At 68.2% G+C, this 14,247-nt stretch carries 15 protein-coding genes; 14 read left to right on the top strand and 1 reads right to left on the bottom strand.

Going from position 1 to position 14,247, the window contains the following annotated elements; all coding sequences use genetic code 11:
• Positions 1–44 precede the first annotated feature (44 nt).
• Positions 45–1,013 (bottom strand): LysR family regulator CbbR, encoded by a 969-nt coding sequence (gene cbbR, locus DDE13_RS20070; RefSeq protein WP_111406011.1) that lies wholly within the window; start codon positions 1,011–1,013, stop codon positions 45–47.
• Between the two features lie 136 nt (positions 1,014–1,149).
• Between cbbR and DDE13_RS20065 the strand changes: the two genes are divergently transcribed.
• The 14 genes from DDE13_RS20065 (at position 1,150) to DDE13_RS20000 (ending at position 14,233) form a co-directional block, all read left to right on the top strand.
• Positions 1,150–2,160, top strand: coding sequence for a class 1 fructose-bisphosphatase (locus DDE13_RS20065; RefSeq protein ID WP_111406010.1), 1,011 nt, complete (start codon positions 1,150–1,152; stop codon positions 2,158–2,160).
• A 32-nt stretch (positions 2,161–2,192) separates the two neighbouring features.
• Positions 2,193–3,068 (top strand): phosphoribulokinase, encoded by an 876-nt coding sequence (locus DDE13_RS20060; protein ID WP_111406009.1) that lies wholly within the window; start codon positions 2,193–2,195, stop codon positions 3,066–3,068.
• A gap of 22 nt (positions 3,069–3,090) precedes the next feature.
• Positions 3,091–5,067: a transketolase gene (gene tkt / locus DDE13_RS20055; RefSeq protein WP_111406008.1), complete on the top strand. Its 1,977-nt coding sequence runs from the start codon at positions 3,091–3,093 to the stop codon at positions 5,065–5,067.
• Positions 5,068–5,089: 22 nt separating this feature from the next.
• A complete protein-coding gene (gene fba / locus DDE13_RS20050; RefSeq protein ID WP_111406007.1) occupies positions 5,090–6,169 on the top strand; it encodes a class II fructose-bisphosphate aldolase in 1,080 nt (359 codons plus the stop codon).
• A gap of 23 nt (positions 6,170–6,192) precedes the next feature.
• Complete coding sequence (locus DDE13_RS20045; protein WP_111406006.1) at positions 6,193–7,656, top strand: form I ribulose bisphosphate carboxylase large subunit; 1,464 nt, start codon at positions 6,193–6,195, stop codon at positions 7,654–7,656.
• A gap of 171 nt (positions 7,657–7,827) precedes the next feature.
• A complete protein-coding gene (locus DDE13_RS20040; protein WP_111406005.1) occupies positions 7,828–8,247 on the top strand; it encodes a ribulose bisphosphate carboxylase small subunit in 420 nt (139 codons plus the stop codon).
• Between the two features lie 150 nt (positions 8,248–8,397).
• A complete protein-coding gene (cbbX, locus tag DDE13_RS20035; protein WP_111406004.1) occupies positions 8,398–9,336 on the top strand; it encodes a CbbX protein in 939 nt (312 codons plus the stop codon).
• A 25-nt stretch (positions 9,337–9,361) separates the two neighbouring features.
• Complete coding sequence (gene rpe / locus DDE13_RS20030; protein ID WP_111406003.1) at positions 9,362–10,069, top strand: ribulose-phosphate 3-epimerase; 708 nt, start codon at positions 9,362–9,364, stop codon at positions 10,067–10,069.
• 71 nt (positions 10,070–10,140) lie between these two features.
• A complete protein-coding gene (locus tag DDE13_RS20025; protein WP_111406002.1) occupies positions 10,141–10,824 on the top strand; it encodes an HAD family hydrolase in 684 nt (227 codons plus the stop codon).
• Between the two features lie 65 nt (positions 10,825–10,889).
• Positions 10,890–11,135, top strand: a complete 246-nt coding sequence (locus DDE13_RS20020; RefSeq protein ID WP_111406001.1) for a hypothetical protein — start codon at positions 10,890–10,892, stop codon at positions 11,133–11,135.
• Between the two features lie 273 nt (positions 11,136–11,408).
• Positions 11,409–11,543: an entericidin, EcnA/B family gene (locus DDE13_RS20015; protein WP_111406000.1), complete on the top strand. Its 135-nt coding sequence runs from the start codon at positions 11,409–11,411 to the stop codon at positions 11,541–11,543.
• A gap of 188 nt (positions 11,544–11,731) precedes the next feature.
• Positions 11,732–12,520 (top strand): transposase, encoded by a 789-nt coding sequence (locus DDE13_RS20010; protein WP_111405999.1) that lies wholly within the window; start codon positions 11,732–11,734, stop codon positions 12,518–12,520.
• Between the two features lie 6 nt (positions 12,521–12,526).
• Positions 12,527–13,123 carry a thymidine kinase gene (locus tag DDE13_RS20005; RefSeq protein WP_111405998.1) on the top strand — a complete coding sequence of 199 codons (597 nt, stop codon included), beginning with the start codon at positions 12,527–12,529 and terminating at the stop codon, positions 13,121–13,123.
• Between the two features lie 168 nt (positions 13,124–13,291).
• Positions 13,292–14,233, top strand: a complete 942-nt coding sequence (locus DDE13_RS20000; RefSeq protein WP_162631123.1) for a DUF4394 domain-containing protein — start codon at positions 13,292–13,294, stop codon at positions 14,231–14,233.
• Positions 14,234–14,247 lie beyond the last annotated feature (14 nt).

The raw sequence follows: 14,247 nt of genomic DNA, 5'->3' as shown, positions 1-14,247 counted from the left end.
ACCGCCTGTCCCGTCCCGGCGGGCCGCCGCCGCACCGCCCGCCGTCACCCGGCCGCCGCGACAGCACCCGGCAGCGGCGCGAACGGGTCGGGCGGCAGGAAACTGTCGCGCGCGCCCAGCACGAAATCGAACACCGTGCGCAGCACCGGCGTCAGCTTCAGGTCGGCCCGGTGCACCACGAACCACTGCCGCACGATCGGCATGCCCGCCGCCGCCAGCGTCACCAGCCGCCCGCTGCGCAATTCGTCCGTCACCGTGTGGCGCGAGATCAGCGCGATCCCCAGCCCCGCGATCACCGCCTGCTTGATCGTCTCGTTCGACCCCATCTCGATCAGGCGATATGGCATCCCTTCGCCCACGCGGTCGAGATACCGCGACGCCAGAATACGCGTGCCCGACCCGTCCTCGCGCCCAATGAACGTCTCGGCCAGCAGATCGGCGGGCGCCACCGGTCCCGCCCCCGCCAGCGGATGGTCGGGGGCAGCGATCAGCACATGGGGATGATCCCCCAGCGGCGTCGCCGTCACGGCGGGCACGCGCGGGGGCCGCCCCATCACCGCCAGTTCGATCGACCGGTCCGCCAGCGCGTCGATCACGAAGTCCCGGTTGCCCACCTTCAGGATCACCTCGATCTCCGGAAGGCTGTCGCGCAGCCGTTTCAGGATCATCGGCGCAAAGTATTTCGCCGTGCTCACCACGCCCAGCACGACCACCCCGGTCTTGCCACTGCGCAGCGCGCGCACCCGGTCGGCACAGGCCCCAAGGGTGATGTCGATGCGCCGCGCGGCCTCGACCACCGCCGCGCCTTCGGACGTCAGCCGCGCCCCGCCATGGCCCGACCCGGCCCGGTCCAGCACCCGGCAGTGCAGCGCGGTTTCCAGCGATTTCAACTGCGTATGCACCGCCGGTGCGGTCAGCCCGAGCACCTGCGCCGCCGCCGTGATCGATCCCGTCTCGGCCACCGCCGTCAGCGCGCGCAACTGCTTCAGGGTGACTGCGTCAATCCGTGGCATTTGATTTTTCCTACTTCCGGTGCGCGATTTTTAAATTCCACAATCGGTACATATTCCGGAAGCTGCAAGCAAGAAACGGCGAAAAGACGGGCACACAGCACCGCGCCGCATCCAGCCGCATCTCTGGGAGGAGATCATGCTCACCGAGGCCGACCCGATCGACCGCGCGTCGATCCCCGACGACCTGTGCCCGATCCTGTTCGCGCTGTGCCGTGTGGCGGGCGACCTGTCGCTCACCATCGCCCGCGGTCCGCTGGGCGGCGCGCTCGGGGCACTTGTGGGCGAAAACACCGACGGTGATGCGCAAAAGGCGCTCGACGTGGCCGCGGACGATGCCTTCGCCACCGCCCTGCGCGCCACCGGTGCCCTGCGCTGGTACGCGTCCGAAGAACAGGACGACGCGGTGGCGATGACCGACGGCGCGGCCTTCGCACTCGCCATCGACCCGCTGGACGGATCGTCCAACATCGATGTCTGCACCTCCATCGGCACGATCTTTTCCATCTTCCCCGCCACGGACGACCCTGCCAACAGCTTCCTGCGGCCCGGCCGCGAGCAACTCGCGGCAGGCTACTTCATCTACGGCCCGCAGACCTGCCTTGTCGTGACCTTCGGCGCGGGCACGCTCCTGTTCGTGCGCGATCCGCTGACGGGCCGCTTCGAAAAGGCGGGCGGATCGGTGCGCGTGCCGCCGACCGCCACCGAATTCGCCATCAACGCGTCGAACTACCGGCACTGGTCGCGCCCGATCCGCGCCTATATCGACGATTGCGTCGCGGGCGACGACGGGCCCCGGTCCAAGAACTTCAACATGCGCTGGGTCGCCTCGCTGGTCGCCGAAACCCACCGGATCGTGACCCGCGGCGGCATCTTCCTTTACCCCGGCGACGCACGGCCCGGCTATGCGCGCGGCCGCCTGCGCATGGTCTATGAATGCGCCCCCATCGCCATGCTGATCGAACAGGCGGGCGGACGGGCCACCGATGGCTGCGACCGCATCCTCGACCAGGTGCCCGACGGGCTGCACGCGCGCACGCCCTTCGTCTTCGGGTCGTCCGAAAAGGTGGCGCGCGTCGCGGCCTATCACGACCTGCCCGACAACGAGGTGTCGGCCCTGTTCGGGTCGCGCGGCCTGTTCCGCGCCTGATCCCGGCCCATCCCGCAAGCCCCGGAGCCTCCATGAGCAAGAAACATCCCATCATCTCGGTCACCGGGTCGTCCGGCGCGGGTACGACCACGGTCAAAAGCACCTTCGACCAGATCTTCCGCCGCGAAAGCGTCACCGCCGTCTCCATCGAAGGCGACGCCTTCCACCGCTTCAACCGCGCCGACATGAAGGCCGAACTGGAATCCCGCCTCGCCGCGGGCGACGCCACCTTCAGCCATTTCAGCTATGAAGCGAACGAACTGGCCGAACTGGAACGGGTGTTCCGCGACTACGGCGACACGGGCCGGGGCCGCACCCGCCATTACATCCACGACGATGCCGAAGCCGAATGTTACGGCGTGCCACCCGGCCACTTCACCGACTGGGCGCCCTTCGCCGACGACAGCGACCTTCTGTTCTACGAAGGGCTGCACGGCGCCGTCGTCAACGACGATGTGGACCTCGCAGCACTCGCGGATCTCAAGATCGGGGTGGTGCCGGTCATCAATCTCGAATGGATCCAGAAGATCCACCGCGACAAGGCCATGCGCGGTTATTCGACCGAGGCCGTGACCGACGTGATCCTGCGCCGGATGCACGCCTATGTGCACTGCATCTGTCCGCAATTCACCCAGACCGACATCAATTTCCAGCGCGTGCCGGTGGTGGATACCTCCAACCCGTTTATCGCCCGCTGGATTCCCACCGCCGACGAAAGCGTCGTGGTGATCCGGTTCAAGAACCCGCGCGGCATCGATTTTCCCTACCTGACCTCGATGATCCATAACAGCTGGATGAGCCGCGCCAATTCCATCGTGATCCCCGGCGGCAAGCTCGATCTCGCGATGCAACTGATCTTCACGCCCATGATCGACCGGCTGGTGTCCGAAGCCCGCCGCGCCCGCTGATCCGCGCCACAGGAGAATTCCGATGACCGACCAAACTCCGATCCGCCACGACGTGGAAACCCGCATGGCCACCGCGCTGCGCGTGCTCGCCATGGACGCGGTGCAGGCCGCCAATTCCGGGCATCCCGGCATGCCCATGGGCATGGCCGACGTGGCCGCGGTGCTGTTCAACCGGTTCCTGCGGGTGGATCCTGCCGCCCCCGACTGGCCCGACCGCGACCGGTTCGTGCTGTCCGCGGGGCACGGCTCCATGCTGCTCTACGCGATCCACCACCTCTTGGGCTTCGACGACATGGGCATGGACCAGATCCGCGCCTTCCGGCAGATGGGCAGCCGCACCGCGGGGCATCCCGAATACGGCCACGCCAAGGGGATCGAGACGACGACCGGGCCGCTGGGGCAGGGGATCACCACCGCCGTGGGCATGGCGCTGGCCGAACGGATGCTGAACGCGCGCCACGGCGACGGGCTGGTGGACCATTACACCTATGTCATCGCGGGCGACGGCTGCCTGATGGAAGGCATCAGCCACGAAGCCGCCGACATGGCCGGGCATCTGGGCTTGGGGCGGCTGATCGTGCTCTGGGACGACAACCGCATCACCATCGACGGCACAACGGATTTGTCCACCTCCACCGACCAGCGCGCGCGCTTCGCCGCCTGCGGCTGGCACGTGCTGGCGGTGGACGGGCACAACCGCACCGAAATCGCCGAGGCGCTGGACGAAGCCCGCCGCGACCCGCGCCCCAGCCTGATCGCCTGCCGCACGCTGATCGGCAAGGGTGCGCCGACCAAGGAGGGCACCGCCGCCACCCATGGCGCACCACTCGGCGCGGAAGAGATCGCGGCGACCCGCGCCGCCCTTGGCTGGGACCATCCGCCCTTCGAGATCCCCGCCGATGTCTATGACGCGTGGCACGCGGCGGCCGCACGCGGGGCCGCCGCGCGCGCGGCATGGACCGCCCGCCGCACCCCCGCCTTCGACGCCGCGATGAAAGGCCCGGACCGCGCGGCGCTGGCCGCCGCCATGTCCGCCTATCGCCGCCAACTGTCCACCGACGCGCCCACCGTTGCCACTCGCAAGGCCAGCCAGATGGCGCTGGAGGTGGCCACCGAAACGCTCCCCACACTCGTCGGCGGCTCGGCCGATCTCACCGGATCGAACCTGACCCGAACCGCGGCCATGTCACCCGTCACGCGCGGCGACTATGCCGGGCGCTACATCCACTACGGCATCCGCGAACACGCCATGGCGGCGGTCATGAACGGCATCGCCCTCCATGGCGGGCTGATGGCTTACGGCGGCACTTTCCTGTGTTTCGCCGACTACGCCCGCCCCGCCATGCGGCTCTCGGCGCTCATGGGCCTGCCCGTCACCTATGTCATGACCCATGACAGCATCGGTCTGGGCGAGGACGGACCGACCCACCAGCCGGTGGAACATCTGGCCTCACTCCGCGCCATCCCCAACCTGCAGGTCTTCCGCCCCTGCGACGCCGTGGAAACCGCCGAAGCCTGGGAACTCGCCCTCGCCAGCCGTGCCACACCCTCGGTGCTCGCCCTGTCGCGCCAGAACCTGCCGACCCTGCGCACCGCGCCGACCGACGCCAACCGCAGCGCACAAGGCGCCTACGTCCTGCGCGAAGCGGACGGCCCCCGTGACGTCACCCTGATCGCCACCGGGTCCGAGGTCGCCATCGCCATGGAAGCCGCCGACCTGCTCGCCACCGACGGCATCCGCGCCGCCGTCGTCTCCGCCCCCTGTTTCGAACGCTTCGCCGACCAGCCCGACACCCATCGCGCCGCCATCCTCGGCACCGCGCCCCGCATCGCCGTCGAAGCCGCGATCCGCCAAGGGTGGGAGCCGCTCTTCGCCCCGCTCGCCGCCTTCGTCGGCATGACCGGCTTCGGCGCCTCCGCCCCCGCCGACCAACTCTACGCCCATTTCGGGATCACCCCCGCCGCCGTGGCCGCCGCCGCCCGCGCCGCCCTCGCCTGACACCATCCAACAGGAGGCCCCCATGGCCCTCATCACGCTCCGCCAACTGCTCGACCACGCCGCCGAACACGGTTACGGCGTGCCCGCCTTCAACATCAACAACATGGAACAGGGCCTCGCCATCATGGCCGCCGCCGCCGCCGTCGACGCGCCCGTCATCCTGCAGGCCAGCCGGGGCGCGCGCAGCTACGCGGGCGACGCCATGCTCCGCCACATGGTGCTGGCACTGGCGGAAATGCACCCGACCATCCCGATCTGCCTGCACCAGGACCACGGCAACAACGACGCCACCTGCCTGTCGGCCATCCGCCACGGCTTCACCTCGGTCATGATGGACGGCTCGCTGCACGAGGACATGAAGACCCCCGGCTCCTACGACTACAACGTCGAGATCACGGCCCGCGTCACCCGCGCCGCCCATGCCGTGGGCGCCTCGGTCGAGGGCGAGCTGGGCGTGCTCGGCAGCCTCGAGACCGGCGAGGCGGCGGAGGAAGACGGATCGGGCGCCACCGGCAAACTGTCCCACGACCAGCTTCTGACCGACCCCGACCAGGCGGCGGATTTCGTCGCCCGCACCAAGTGCGACGCGCTCGCCATCGCCTGCGGCACCTCCCACGGCGCCTACAAGTTCTCGCGCAAGCCCGACGGCGATATCCTGTCCATGGACACCATCGCGCGCATCCACGAAAAATTGCCCGACACGCATCTCGTGATGCACGGCTCCAGCTCCGTCCCGCAGGAATTGCAGGACCTCATCAACGCCCATGGCGGCGAGATGCCCCAGACCTGGGGCGTGCCGGTCGCGGAAATCGAACGCGGCATCCGCATGGGCGTGCGCAAGGTCAACATCGATACCGACTGCCGCATGGCGATGACCGGCCAGTTCCGCCGCATCGCCCATGAAAAGCCCGCCGAATTCGATCCGCGCAAGTTCAACATCGCGGCGATGGACGAACTGACCCGGCTGTGCCGCGACCGGTTCGAACGCTTCGGCACCGCCGGGCACGCCGCCGCGATCCGGCCTGTGTCCATGGACGACATGGCCCGCCGCTACGCCAGCGGCGCGCTCGATCCCCTTACCGCAGCCGCCAAGGCCGCCTGATGACCCCCAACGGAGGACGACAGATGCTCGACGATGCAAAGACGATCAAGGACGGCAAGAAACGCTACGCCGCGGGGGTGATGAAATACGCCCAGATGGGATACTGGGAACCCGATTACGAACCCAAGGACACCGATATCATCGCGCTCTTCCGGATCACCCCGCAGGACGGCGTGGACCCGGTGGAGGCCGCTGCGGCTGTGGCGGGCGAAAGCTCCACCGCCACATGGACGGTCGTCTGGACCGACCGGCTGACCGCCTGCGACAAGTACCGCGCCAAGGCCTATCGCGTGGACCCGGTGCCGAACAGCACCGGCGAATTCTTCGCCTACATCGCCTATGACCTCGATCTCTTCGAGGGCGGCTCCATCGCCAACCTGACCGCGTCGATCATCGGCAACGTGTTCGGCTTCAAGCCGCTCAAGGCGCTCCGGCTGGAGGACATGCGCCTGCCCGTGGCCTATGTGAAGACCTTCCAGGGCCCCGCGACGGGCATCGTGGTGGAACGCGAACGGCTCAACTGCTACGGGCGTCCGCTGCTGGGCGCGACCGTGAAGCCCAAGCTCGGGCTTTCGGGCCGCAACTATGGCCGCGTGGTCTACGAGGCGCTGAAAGGCGGGCTCGATTTCACCAAGGACGACGAGAACATCAACTCGCAGCCCTTCATGCATTGGCGCGACCGCTTCCTTTACTGCATGGAAGCCGTCAACCGCGCCTCCGCCGCCACGGGCGAGGTCAAGGGCACCTACCTGAACGTCACCGCCGGCACGATGGAGGAAATGTACGCCCGCGCCGAATTCGCCAAGGAACTCGGCAGCGTCATCGTCATGATCGACCTCGTGATCGGCTACACCGCGATCCAGTCCATGGCGAAATGGGCGCGCGACAACGACATGATCCTGCATCTGCATCGCGCGGGGCATTCGACCTACACCCGCCAGCGGTCGCACGGGGTCAGCTTCCGGGTCATCGCCAAGTGGATGCGCCTTGCGGGCGTCGATCACCTGCACGCGGGCACCGTGGTCGGCAAGCTCGAAGGCGACCCCGCCACGACCAAGGGCTATTACGACATCTTCCGCGAGGAACGTAACCCGATGGCGCTGGAAAACGGGATCTTCTTCGACCAGGAATGGGCCTCGCTCAACAAGATGATGCCGGTGGCGTCGGGCGGCATCCACGCGGGCCAGATGCACCAGCTTCTGACCTACCTCGGCGAAGACGTGGTGCTGCAGTTCGGCGGCGGCACCATCGGCCACCCCCACGGCATCCAGGCGGGTGCCACCGCGAACCGCGTGGCGCTGGAAGCGATGGTCTTCGCGCGCAACGCGGGCCGCGACATCTGGAACGAGGGCGAGGATATCCTGCGCGACGCCGCGCGCACCTGCACCCCGCTGAAACAGGCGCTGGACGTGTGGAAAGACGTGACCTTCGACTACGCCTCCACCGACGCGCCCGACTTCGTGCCCACGCCCGAAGTCTCGGCCTGACCGCCGCGGCGGGGGCGCCCCCCGCACCCTCCCCTTCACGCGGGGGGCAACCCGTCGCATCGCACCGTCCCGTCTGCCCTGCGGGCACGCGCCATCGCCCCCTGTGCGGGGCCATTCACCCGGCGGCCGGGGCTTGCCCCGCCGTTCCCCGAACCCGAAAGGACCGATCCCATGCGCCTGACCCAAGGCCAGTTCAGCTTCCTGCCCGAGCTTTCCGACGACGACATCCGCCAGCAGGCCCAGTACGCCATCGACAACGGCTGGGCGGTGTCCGTCGAATACACCGACGATCCGCACCCAAGGAACACCTATTGGGAAATGTGGGGCCACCCGATGTTCGACAACCCGGACGCCGCCGCCGTGGTGTTCGAGGTCAACGAATGCCGCAAGGCGCACGGATCGAAATACATCCGCGTGCTCGCCTTCGACGCGACCGCGGGCTGGGAATCCATCCGCATGAGCTTCATCGTCAACCGCCCGGCGGACGAGCCCGGCTTCCGCGTCGTCCGGCAGGAAGGCGAAGGCCGCATCGTCCGCTACACGATCGAAAGCTACGCCGCGCGCGAACCCGAAGGGCGGCGCTACGCCTGATGCGCGGCACCGGACCGGGGGCTGCGCGCCGCCGGTTCGGCCCATGCCGCCCGCCCGCCGGGTCGGACACGAGTCATACGAGAGTCATATGGGATTCATATGGGAGTCATACGCGGATCCCATCGCCCCTTTCAGCCGCCGGAGCCGCCGATGACCGACGCCCAAACCCCCACGCCGGACCGCCCAGCGACCGTCGATCTGGCCGCCGCCTATGAAGCCAGCGGCGTGAAAGACGTGTTGAATGAAATGGATAGCACGATGATCGGGCTCGCCCCGGTCAAGGGCCGCATCCGCGAAACCGCAGCACTCCTGCTGGTGGACCAGGCCCGCCGCCAGATGGGGCTGGCGACCGAAACCCCCACGCTCCACATGTCCTTCACCGGCAATCCCGGCACCGGAAAAACCAGCGTTGCCAACAGGATGGCGAACCTGCTGCACCGGCTGGGCTATGTCCGCAAGGGCCATCTCGTGACCGTCACCCGCGACGACCTGGTGGGCCAGTATATCGGCCACACCGCCCCCAAGACCAAGGAAGTCCTGAAGAAAGCGATGGGCGGCGTGCTGTTCATCGACGAGGCTTATTACCTCTATCGCCCCGAAAATGAACGCGATTACGGACAGGAAGCGATCGAGATCCTGTTGCAGGTCATGGAAAACAACCGCGACGATCTGGTCGTGATCCTCGCGGGCTACGCCGACCGGATGGACCGCTTCTTCGACAGCAACCCCGGTTTCCGGTCCCGCATCGCCCACCATATCGAGTTTCCCGACTACACCGACGCTGAACTTCTCCAGATCGCCGAGGTTATGCTGAACCAGCAGAACTACGCCTTCGACCCCGACGCGCGCGCCGCCATGGCCGCGTACATAACCGCCCGCCGGGGCCAGCCCCATTTCGCCAACGCGCGCTCGATCCGCAACGCGCTCGACCGCGCGCGGCTGCGGCAGGCGAACCGGCTGTTCAACGCCGCCGCCGGGCCGCTCGATGCCACCGCCCTGTCGACCATCACCGACCCAGACATCCGCGCCAGCCGCGTGTTCCGCGGCGGGCTCGACGTGGATCGCACCCGGTCCCGCGCCGCCGAGTGATCGCCCCAAAACAGCAGGTTACACCATGCCAGAGACGTCATTTTCCCGCGCCGTCAAGATCGCCCCGTCGATCCTGTCCGCCGATTTCGCCGATTTCGGGCGCGAAATCCGCGCCATCGAGGATCAGGGCGCCGACTGGGTGCATGTTGACGTGATGGACGGGCATTTCGTCCCCAACCTCACCTTCGGCCCGCCCGCGGTGAAGGCGTTCCGCCCCCATGTGAAGACCTTCATGGACGTGCACCTGATGATCGCCCCGGTGGACCCTTACATCGAAGCCTATGCCGAGGCCGGGGCCGACCTGATCTCCGCCCATGTCGAGGCCGGTCCGCATATCCATCGCACGCTGCAGGCGATCCGCGCGCAGGGCGTCAAGGCGGGCGTTGTGCTCAACCCCGGCACACCCGCCGAAGCCATCGAGCATGTGCTCGACCTGTGCGATCTCGTGCTGGTGATGACGGTCAATCCCGGCTTCGGCGGGCAGAGGTTCATCCATTCCGGTGTGGAAAAGACCCGCCGCATCCGCCGGATGATCGGCGACCGGCCCATCCATATCCAGATCGATGGTGGCGTGACGCCCGAAACCGCGCCGCTGGTCGCGGCAGCGGGCGCGGATTGCCTCGTCGCCGGATCGGCCGTGTTCAGGGGCGGGTCCGTGGACCGGCCCGAGATCTACGGCGACAACATTCGCGCGATCCGCGCCGCCGCCGGCACGACCCGGGACGCGGCCTGAGCCATGGGGACACACCGCCATACTCCCTACCCCTGCAGCAGTCACGATTGCGGCCAGCCCGCCGCGGCCGCATGACCCTTCGCGCGCTCATCTTCGACGTGGACGGCACGCTGGCCGAGACCGAGGAAGCCCATCGTCAGGCGTTCAACGACACCTTCGCAGCGGCGGGGCTGGGCTGGCACTGGACCCGCGCTGACTACACCCGGCTGTTGCGGATCACGGGCGGCAAGGAACGGATGCGCCGCCACCGCGACGATATCGGGGCGGACGGCCCGACCGATGCCGTGATCGCGGATCTCCACCTGCGCAAGACCGCCCGCTATGCATGGATCATTGCCCATGGCGGGCTGTCGCTGCGCCCGGGTGTGGCGGCGCTGATGGCGTCGGCACGGGCGGCGGGGCTGCGCCTTGCCGTGGCCACCACGACGAACCGCCCGAATGTCGATGCGCTGGCCAAGGCGTGCTGGGGGTGTCCGGCATCCGTATTGTTCGACGTGATCGCCGCCGGGGACGAGGTCGCGGCGAAGAAGCCCGCACCGGACGTGTACGAGCTTGCACTGGCGCGGCTCGACCTGCCGCCCGGCGACTGCATCGCGGTGGAGGACAGCGCGAACGGCCTGCACGCCGCCAGGGCGGCGGGGCTCCGGGTCGTGGCGACACCCTCCGACTATTCCGCGGGCGAGGATTTCGGCACCGCCGACTGGTTCTTGCCTGACCTTTCGCCCGGAAACCTCCCGCCGATCCTGCGGTTCTGACACCGCGACGATCCCGCCGCACATATACGCCCGGCAGCCAGTTGCGGAACCGGGCGGGCAGGAACATGCTGCACGTCGTGCGCGCCGGCAGGTTGGTGCGCGGGCCATGCTTCGGCAGCTTGATCTTGCGGCGCAGCCCGTGTGGGCGATGCGCCAAGATCGACCGCTGCGCGCGCGAAACGGCCGCGCTCGACGATGCCGTGGAAAGCATCCATGCCGGAACGCCTGTCTACGTCTGGAATCGATCGCTCCGGCTTGTGCGCTCCGGCGGCGGTTGGCAGGCAAAGCGACACCATGATTTCGGGGGGTGAATGGTGTGCCCGGTCGTGGTCAGGGGACCGCGCGCTGCGGCATGGACCATCGTTTCGCAAATCCGGTCATGGGTCTCATGGTCCGATGGTGCCCTCCGTGTGCCGCAACAGGGACGCCACCGCGGTCCAAGGTCCGGCGGGCGCGTGTTCGCTGCACTGCCGCGCCTGCGCCGCGTTCATCGTATTGCTCTCCTCGCCCGGTCCGGCGCATTCCGCTTGGCAGGGCCTGCATTCCGGGGCTAGCGTGGCCGCGACGAACGGAGGGCGAAGACGATGGCACGATCGATGGTACTGGGGCTGACTCTGCTGGCGCTGGCGGCCTGCGAGCCGGTGGGGCAGGGGGTACAGACGGTCGGCGGCGCGATCTCAAACGAGGCGGAGAATCCGCGGAACGAGCGGCCGGAATGATGGCGCGAAGAGCGAAGGGGTGGAGACTCCGGCAACAGGGGCTTGCGCACGGCAGTCTGCTCCAGCAGCAAATGCCAGCGGTCGCGGCACTTTGTTGAGATGTGGCGCACCTCTTTGGGACAGTCTCAAGAACCGCGCGCTTTGATCGTGTTGGGTTGGACGTGTCGTGACGACGAAGGAGGCTTTCGATGCCCGGGCAACCCGCCTTTCCCGGCCTCCGCCACGCGGCGAGGACGAAGCGGACGCGGCGGGAGAAGTTCCCTGGCGAGATGGACGCGGTGGCGCCGTGGACCCGGCTTTGGGCGCTGATCGCGTCGCATCACCCGACGGCGGGGCCGAAAGACGGGCGCCCGCCGATGCCGCCCGAGACGATGCTGCGGGTCCATGTCCTCCGGCCGTGGTACGCGCCCAGCGATCCCATGGCCGGGGAGATTCTGTCCGACAGTGACGCCATGGGCCGGTTCGCGGGCATCGAGCCTGGCGGAGACCGGGTCCCGGACGAGACCACGCTCCTCAACGTCCGCCACCCGTCCGAGGCGCACCGACTGACCGGGAAACTGTTCGCCGCGGTGAACCGCCACCTTGCCGACCGGGGGATCACGCCGCGCTCGGGCACGCTGGTGGATGGTGAGCGGGCGGACGCCATGCGGTCGCGTGAGCCCCCGAACAGCATCGACGCGCCGTCCTCGACCAGGACCGACGCGAAGGCCCGCGCCCCCGAGTTGTCATCGACGAAGAAGGGCAACGGCCGGCATTTCGGGAGTGAGGCGCATCAGAAAAGACGCCGATGGCGCGTTTGCCCGACGGCCGCGCATATGGGCGTCACGCCGAAGGCTGTTGCCATGAGGCGCGGTCCGCTCTCAGACGCCGATCCCGGCCATTCTGGCCGTCCGACCTGCCGAAATCGCCGGCGAGAAGCCCTTGCCGGACCGCCCCGTCCGCGAAATCGCCGATGCCGTCGTTCAGAGGTTCCCTAACCGCCCATGGCCAAGCTCTACTTCCACTATTCCACCATGAACGCGGGCAAGTCGACGCTGCTCCTGCAGGCGGCGCACAACTATCGCGAGCGGGGGATGGAGACGCTGCTGCTCACCGCGGCGCTCGACGGGCGGGCGGGACAGGGGCGGATCGGCAGCCGCATCGGGATCGGCGCCGAGGCCGAGGTCTTCGCCGAGGGTGACGACCTGTTCGCGCGGATCGCCGACAGGCAGGGGGCTGGCCCGGTCGCCTGCGTCTTCGTGGACGAGGCGCAGTTCCTGACCCACGACCAGGTCTGGCAACTGGCGCGCGTGGCCGATGATCTGTCCATTCCGGTCATGGCCTACGGGCTGCGGGTCGATTTCCGCGGCGCGCTCTTTCCCGGTTCGGCGGCGCTGCTGGCGCTGGCCGACGACCTGCGCGAGGTCCGCACGATCTGCCATTGCGGGCGCAAGGCGACCATGGTGGTGCGGCACGACGCCGATGGCCGGGCGGTCACCGATGGCGCGCAGGTGCAGATCGGCGGCAACGAAACCTATGTGCCGCTCTGCCGCCGCCACTGGCGCGCGGCTGTCGGCGATGCCGGCCCGCCGCCGCGCTGACACGGCGGCAGAAACCCGCGGCCGCCCCGGCATGATGCCCGTCCGCGACAGCGCACCAGAATTTTAGATAGAATTCTGGAGCCGCCCGAAACTCTGGCGGCGCGCCTGCCGTGACTGATGTGTCCGGGCATTGGCCCGGCAATAGCGACATCATCAGGGACCGTTTCCATGACCGCATACAAGACCATCCTCGCCGGAGCCGCCTTCGCGGCGCTTGCAGCCCCCGCCATGGCCGCGACATTCGGCAGCAATGCCGTCGTCTATGCCCTCGGCAACGAAGGCCGGACACTCGTCACCCTCGCAGCACCCGGCATGTCCATGCCGTCGGGCATCGCGCTGGATTTCGGCGGGCCGCTCACGTCGCTCGACGCGATCACCTATCGGCCCAAGACGCGCGAGCTTTATGGCTATGACAACGAAAGCGACACGGTGTTCCTCGTCGATCCGATGACCGGGTCCGCGACGGTCGTGGCGACGCAGGCCGGACTCACGGGCAACGACGATCTCGACATCGATTTCAACAACGTGCTCGACGCCGCCCGGATCGTCACGGCGGAAGAGGAAAACCGCGTCTTCTTCCTCAACAACATGCCGCCCAGCTTCATCTCGGCCACCGACCTGTTCTACGGGGCGACGGACCCGAATTTCGGGCTCGACCCGAATATCGTCGCCAACGCGTATACCAACGCGGTGCCGGACGCGACGAGCACGGTGCAATACGTGCTCGACAGCGACTGGGACATCCTGGCCACGCTGGCCAACAACGCGGGCGAACTGACCACGGTGGGCGAACTGTTCGTCGACGGGATGGCGTTCGACGTGACCGAGGATATCGGGCTCGACATCCTGTCCTTCGCCGAGGGGGACAACACGGCCTACGCGCTGCTGACCGGCGGCATGGGCGGTGGTCAGTCGATCTTCGAGGTGCCGCTGATGGCTGACGCGATGGGCCGCATCAACCTGATGCCCGTCATGGCACTGGATGGCGAATTCGGCACGCTGCAAAGCCTCGCCGTCGCACCCGCGCCGGTACCGGTGCCCGCGGCGCTGCCTCTGCTGGCCGCCGGTGTCGCCGCACTGGGCCTGGCGGCCCGCCGCCGCCGCGGCTGACCCGGAACCGGACG

It is taken from the genome of Meridianimarinicoccus zhengii, assembly GCF_003254465.1.
GTDB classification, from domain to species: domain Bacteria; phylum Pseudomonadota; class Alphaproteobacteria; order Rhodobacterales; family Rhodobacteraceae; genus Meridianimarinicoccus; species Meridianimarinicoccus zhengii.
The sequence above is the reverse complement of the archived record's forward strand: the minus strand, read 5'-3'. Positions and strand labels throughout refer to the sequence as shown.

What these genes read in the sequence shown, in the direction of transcription:
- cbbR (WP_111406011.1), bottom strand. Translation starts at nt 1,013, where the DNA reads ATGCCACGGATTGACGCAGTCACCCTGAAGCAGTTGCGCGCGCTGACG.
- DDE13_RS20065 (WP_111406010.1), top strand. Translation starts at nt 1,150, where the DNA reads ATGCTCACCGAGGCCGACCCGATCGACCGCGCGTCGATCCCCGACGAC.
- DDE13_RS20060 (WP_111406009.1), top strand. Translation starts at nt 2,193, where the DNA reads ATGAGCAAGAAACATCCCATCATCTCGGTCACCGGGTCGTCCGGCGCG.
- tkt (WP_111406008.1), top strand. Translation starts at nt 3,091, where the DNA reads ATGACCGACCAAACTCCGATCCGCCACGACGTGGAAACCCGCATGGCC.
- fba (WP_111406007.1), top strand. Translation starts at nt 5,090, where the DNA reads ATGGCCCTCATCACGCTCCGCCAACTGCTCGACCACGCCGCCGAACAC.
- DDE13_RS20045 (WP_111406006.1), top strand. Translation starts at nt 6,193, where the DNA reads ATGCTCGACGATGCAAAGACGATCAAGGACGGCAAGAAACGCTACGCC.
- DDE13_RS20040 (WP_111406005.1), top strand. Translation starts at nt 7,828, where the DNA reads ATGCGCCTGACCCAAGGCCAGTTCAGCTTCCTGCCCGAGCTTTCCGAC.
- cbbX (WP_111406004.1), top strand. Translation starts at nt 8,398, where the DNA reads ATGACCGACGCCCAAACCCCCACGCCGGACCGCCCAGCGACCGTCGAT.
- rpe (WP_111406003.1), top strand. Translation starts at nt 9,362, where the DNA reads ATGCCAGAGACGTCATTTTCCCGCGCCGTCAAGATCGCCCCGTCGATC.
- DDE13_RS20025 (WP_111406002.1), top strand. Translation starts at nt 10,141, where the DNA reads ATGACCCTTCGCGCGCTCATCTTCGACGTGGACGGCACGCTGGCCGAG.
- DDE13_RS20020 (WP_111406001.1), top strand. Translation starts at nt 10,890, where the DNA reads ATGCTGCACGTCGTGCGCGCCGGCAGGTTGGTGCGCGGGCCATGCTTC.
- DDE13_RS20015 (WP_111406000.1), top strand. Translation starts at nt 11,409, where the DNA reads ATGGCACGATCGATGGTACTGGGGCTGACTCTGCTGGCGCTGGCGGCC.
- DDE13_RS20010 (WP_111405999.1), top strand. Translation starts at nt 11,732, where the DNA reads ATGCCCGGGCAACCCGCCTTTCCCGGCCTCCGCCACGCGGCGAGGACG.
- DDE13_RS20005 (WP_111405998.1), top strand. Translation starts at nt 12,527, where the DNA reads ATGGCCAAGCTCTACTTCCACTATTCCACCATGAACGCGGGCAAGTCG.
- DDE13_RS20000 (WP_162631123.1), top strand. Translation starts at nt 13,292, where the DNA reads ATGACCGCATACAAGACCATCCTCGCCGGAGCCGCCTTCGCGGCGCTT.